This window comes from Streptomyces sp. ERV7 (genome assembly GCF_001653515.1).
In the GTDB taxonomy this organism is placed as follows: Bacteria; Actinomycetota; Actinomycetes; order Streptomycetales; family Streptomycetaceae; genus Streptomyces.
The window spans coordinates 1-4,042 of the sequence record NZ_LYOY01000101.1 but is presented as its reverse complement, the minus strand read 5'-3'; the positions used below and the strand labels follow the sequence as shown (position 1 = coordinate 4,042).

5 protein-coding genes are annotated in these 4,042 nt (G+C 74.3%); 3 read left to right on the top strand and 2 right to left on the bottom strand.

Annotated elements, in window-relative coordinates:
• Both A8W25_RS31020 and A8W25_RS31015 read left to right on the top strand, forming a co-directional pair.
• A partial coding sequence (locus A8W25_RS31020; protein ID WP_067167823.1) for an esterase/lipase family protein occupies window positions 1-594 on the top strand: 594 nt, incomplete at its 5' end.
• Window positions 595-712: 118 nt separating this feature from the next.
• Window positions 713-1,330 carry a histidine phosphatase family protein gene (locus tag A8W25_RS31015; protein WP_067167821.1) on the top strand — a complete coding sequence of 206 codons (618 nt, stop codon included), beginning with the start codon at window positions 713-715 and terminating at the stop codon, window positions 1,328-1,330.
• On the opposite strand, the gene A8W25_RS31010 is transcribed toward A8W25_RS31015, so the two are convergent.
• Together A8W25_RS31010 and A8W25_RS31005 are read right to left on the bottom strand one after the other, a co-directional pair.
• Entirely contained in the window at window positions 1,278-2,114 is an 837-nt protein-coding gene (locus A8W25_RS31010; protein ID WP_067167819.1) for an ATP-grasp domain-containing protein, read from the bottom strand. The genes A8W25_RS31015 and A8W25_RS31010 overlap by 53 nt on opposite strands.
• On the bottom strand, window positions 2,111-2,986 hold the full coding sequence (locus A8W25_RS31005) for an ATP-grasp domain-containing protein (protein ID WP_067167818.1): 876 nt from the start codon (window positions 2,984-2,986) through the stop codon (window positions 2,111-2,113). The genes A8W25_RS31010 and A8W25_RS31005 overlap by 4 nt, the downstream gene beginning before the upstream one ends.
• A gap of 189 nt (window positions 2,987-3,175) precedes the next feature.
• Between A8W25_RS31005 and A8W25_RS31000 the strand changes: the two genes are divergently transcribed.
• Window positions 3,176-4,042 (top strand): MFS transporter (locus tag A8W25_RS31000; RefSeq protein WP_067167816.1); only part of this gene is annotated, 867 nt, incomplete at its 3' end.

The following is a 4,042-nucleotide window of genomic DNA, read 5'->3' as shown; positions in this document are numbered from 1 at the left end:
GCCCACACCCCCGTGATCTTCGTGCACGGATACAACGCCGACCCCGGCGTCTGGGGCGGGATGCGCGAGGACTTCAAGGCGTCCGGATACACCGACGCCGAGCTGTTCTCCTGGGGCTACGACACCGGCCAGTCGGTCAACGAGGTGCTGTCCGGCCGGTTCGCCGCCTATGTGGACCAGGTCCGCGCCCGGACCGGCGCGGCCGAGGTGGACGTCGTGGCCCACTCCTTCGGGAGCCTGGTGACGCGCTGGTACGTCAAGTTCGGCGGCGGCACCGCCACCGTCGGCCACTGGGTCTCGCTCGCCGGGCCCAACCACGGCACGTCCACCGCCTGGGCCTGCGCGCTGTGGTCCCAGGCCTGTCGTGACATGACCCCGGGCTCGTATGTGCAGAAGCACCTGGCCGACGGCGACGAGACGCCCGGCGCCGTCCAGTACGCGACCTGGTGGTCCGGCTGCGACGAGGTCATCAACCCGGACAGCAGCGTGCCGCTCACCGGTGCGGTCAACAACCCGGCGGGCTGTCTGGCGCACAACGACCTGCTCGGCGACGACGCCGTCTCGCAGGGCGTGCGCGCCTTCCTCGCCCGCTGAGCGTGACCTCCGCCACCGGCCCCACCTGCCGGAATGCCATGGGACACCACATGGTTGTGCCGTACACGGTCCGGCGGGACGAGCCCGGCGGGCCGGTCGCGGAGAACGGGAACGATCCATGGGCGAGTTGATCCTGATACGGCACGGCGAGACGGCGTGGACCCTGACGGGGCAGCACACCAGCCACACCGACCTGCCGCTCACCGAGCACGGCGAGGCCCAGGCCCGCGCGGTGGCGCCGCTGCTCGCCGGACACCGGATCGGGCTCACCCTGGTCAGCCCGGCGGCCCGGGCCCGGCACACCGCCGAACTCGCCGGACTCACCGCCCCGCTGGTGCGCCCCGATCTGAGCGAGTGGGACTACGGCGGGTACGAGGGCGTCACCACCCCCGAGATCCAGCGCGACCGCCCCGACTGGAACCTGTGGACGGACGGGGTCGCCGACGGGCCCGCCGCGCATCCGGGCGAGAGCGCCGAGCAGGTCGGCGAGCGGGCCGACCGGGTGCTCGCCGAGGCCGTCGCGGCCATGGGCTCCGGCGGCGATGTCGCACTGGTGGCCCACTCGCACTTCCTGCGCGTCCTGACGGCCCGCTATCTGGGGCTGCCCGCCTCGGCCGGGGCGCTCTTCCTGCTCGGCACCGGGGCCGTGTCGCGGCTGGGGACCGAGCACGGCCGACCGGTGATCACGGCGTGGAACACGACTCTTCCGCAGGGCGTGCCCGCGTCCGTGGGATGAGGCGGCCGCTCCCCGCCGCCAGGGCGAGCTCGGCGAGCGCTTCGGGTGCGCCGAGCTGACCCCGTATCCCGGGGAAGGCGTTGACGTCGACGATGAGCGGGCTCCCGCCCACGTCGATGAGGTCGACGCCGTACACGTCCAGGGCGAAGACCTCACCCACCCGCAGCGCCAGGGCGGCCCAGCCGGGTTGCAGCGCGTCCAGGGGGAGCGAGCGGGTGGGGCCGCGGTCCCCGGGCGCGAGCTCGGAGCGGCGCAGGGCGGCGAAGACCCGGCCGCCGATCACCCACAGCTTGTGGTCCCAGCCGCTGTTGGCGGTGAACTCCTGCACCACCACCGGCTCCCGCGCCCACCCTTCGGCCAGCGCCCGCAGCCCCGCGCTGTCGTCGGCGCGGGCGACCAGGTCGTGGCGGCGGCTGTGGCGGCTCTTCACCACCAGCGGATAGGTGAGGTCCTCCTGGTCCGGCAGCGGGCCGAGCGCGGCGAAGGTACGGGTCGCCGCGAACGGCAGCCCGGCCCGGTCGGCCAGCTCCGCCATCGCCGTGCGGTCCTGGCAGAGGCCGGTCGCGGACGCGGAGTTCAGCACCGCGGCGCCGCGCGCCTCCAGCGCGCGGGCCAGCGCGAGGGCGGTGGGCGTACGGGACTTGAGCAGATAGACGTCGGCGACGCGGTCCGGGGGCGCCGAGTCCGGGTGCACCGGCTCCACCAGGTGCTCGCGGGCGAGCAGGGCGGTCGCGGCGGCGAGCAGCGGATGTCCGGGCTCGGGGGTGATCAGCCCGATCCTCATACGGCCGCCCCCGGCTGCTCCGAGATGATGGCTTCCGGGAAGACGTCCGGGGCGCTCGCCCGGCCCGTGCGGGCCAGTTCGAGCACGGCGCGCGCCACCCGCGCCGCCGCCTGGGGAACCTGGCGGAAGCTGGGGAAGTCATTGACGTCGACCACCACCGGCCCGTCGGGGCCGAGCAGGACGTCCACCCCGAAGAGATCGAGGCCGTAGGCCGCGCCGACCCGGCGAACGGTCGCGGCCACCTCGGCCGGGAGCGCCACCTGCCGCTCGCGGACCGCGTGGTCGGGGTGGAGCGGGGAGCAGCGCTCGGTGGCGTACAGCTCGCCGCCCACGCAGTACACCTTGAGGTCGACGCCCGAATTGGGCACATACGGCTGGGCCACCAGCATGCCCTGGCCCGCCAGTTGCCCCGCCATCGCGGCGAGCCGGTCCGGCGAGGGGACCAGGCACACCCCGCGTCCGGCGCTGCCGTCGGCGGGCTTGACCACCAGCGGGAACTCGGACTCGGGTATCTCCGCGAGCAGTTCGGGGACGGCCGCCGCGTAGGTCGTCGGCATCGGCAGGCCCCGGCTGCGGCCGATGGCCGCCGCGAGCGCCTTGTCCCGTACGCCCCGGATCGACCGGGCGTCGTTGACGGTGGTCAGGCCGACCGCGGCGGCGGCCTCCAGGAGCGTCAGTCCCGGGCCGCCGGACACCGTCTTGAGCACCCAGGCGTCATGGCTGCCCGCGGTGACCGCCTCGGACATCCGCAGCAGGGAACCACCCGGGCGCAGCACGTCCACCCGATGACCCCAGGCGACGAGTTGGCGGATCACCTCCACCGGCATGCCGTCGTGGCGGTAGTGCTCCTCCACCAGAAAGCAGAGCCTCATCGACCTTCCCCTGTAACCCCCCGGACGTCCGCCGATCCGATCTGTCCGGCGAGCTGTGACGACACAGGATGTCATGAACAGCCAGGAACCTCGCTGCCCGCCCCGGAACGGGCTCCGGCGCAGGTCAGCGCGGTCCCGGCAGGAGGGGACTTGCCCTTCACACTAATGTGAGGGTTCGACGATGGCCGTATGCCGACCGCACCACTGGCGCGCACCGCCGCGCCGAGCGCCGCCGAACCCGCCGCACTGCCGTGGGGCGGCCTGCTCACGCTGGCCGCCACGGCCTTCACCGCCGTACTGACCGAGTTGCTGCCCGCCGGGCTGCTCCCCCGTATGAGTGGCGGGCTCGGGGTGTCGCAGGGCCGGGTCGGATTCCTGGTGACGCTGTACGCGGCCGCCTCCTTCCTCTCCGCGATACCGCTCACCGCGCTGCTGCGCGGGCTGCCCCGGCGCACGGTCCTGACCGGCGCGCTCACCGGCCTCGCGCTCGCCGACGCCGTCACCGCGCTCTCCCCCTCCTACCTCCTGACGTGCGGAGCCCGGCTGCTGGCCGGAGCGATGGGCGGAACGCTGTGGGCGATGCTCGCGGGCTACGGCGCCCGGATGGTCCCCGCCCGGCGCCGGGGCCGCGCCATCGCGATCGTCCTCGCGGGCATCACGGTCGCGCTCTCGCTCGGTGTTCCCCTCGGCTCCGCGCTGGCGGGCGCGGTCGGCTGGCGTGCGGGCTTCGCCGCCCTGGCCGTCCTCGCCGCGCTCCTGGTGCTGTGCGCGCTGCGGTACGTGCCCGACTTCCCCGGCGAGCCGAGCGCCGGGCGGACCCCGCTGCGGCACATCGCGGCACTGCCGGGCATCCGGACCGTCCTGTCCGTCACCCTGCTGCTCCTCCTCGGCCACCAGGCGATGTACACCTTCCTGGTGGCGTTCGCCGAGCACGCCGGGTTCGGACGCGCGGACCTTGTCCTCTTCCTCTTCGGGGCCGCGACGGTGGCCGGGATCTGGCTCGCGGGCGCGCTGGCCGACCGTAGGCCGCGGGCCACTCTGCTGGCGGCGCTGGGG